Below are 349 nucleotides of genomic sequence, written 5' to 3'. Positions count from 1 at the left end.
GATATATGGCTCATGCTGATGTTTTTGTTTTAAGTTCTTTATGGGAAGGCCTGCCTGTTAGTCTTATAGAGGCTTTAGCCTTGGGAACTCCTGCAATATCTACAGATTGTCCAAGTGGATCTAGGGAAATATTACAAAATGGAAAATACGGACCTTTAGTACCTCTAAGGGATTATAAAAAGATGGCAGAAGCAATCATTCAAGTTATAAAAAATCCTTTACCTGCTAATTTTCTAAAAAAAGCTGCAAGGCCTTATACTATAAAAAATGCTACAGATGCATATCTAAAGGCATTTGGTTTGATAGATAATTGAGATTTTATCTTTGAACCTAACTAACAAGTTTCATC

The 349-nt window shown here is 34.1% G+C and carries 1 protein-coding gene; it reads left to right on the top strand.

Annotated features, from left to right (window positions below; genetic code table 11):
* The coding region (locus ACYQ0O_RS13190) for a glycosyltransferase (protein WP_459893813.1) at positions 1-314 on the top strand (314 nt) is incomplete at its 5' end.
* Between the last annotated feature and the right edge of the window lie 35 nt (positions 315-349).

The sequence above is a fragment of the Desulfothermus okinawensis JCM 13304 genome (assembly GCF_054654515.1).
The sequence above is the reverse complement of the archived record's forward strand: the minus strand, read 5'-3'. Positions and strand labels throughout refer to the sequence as shown.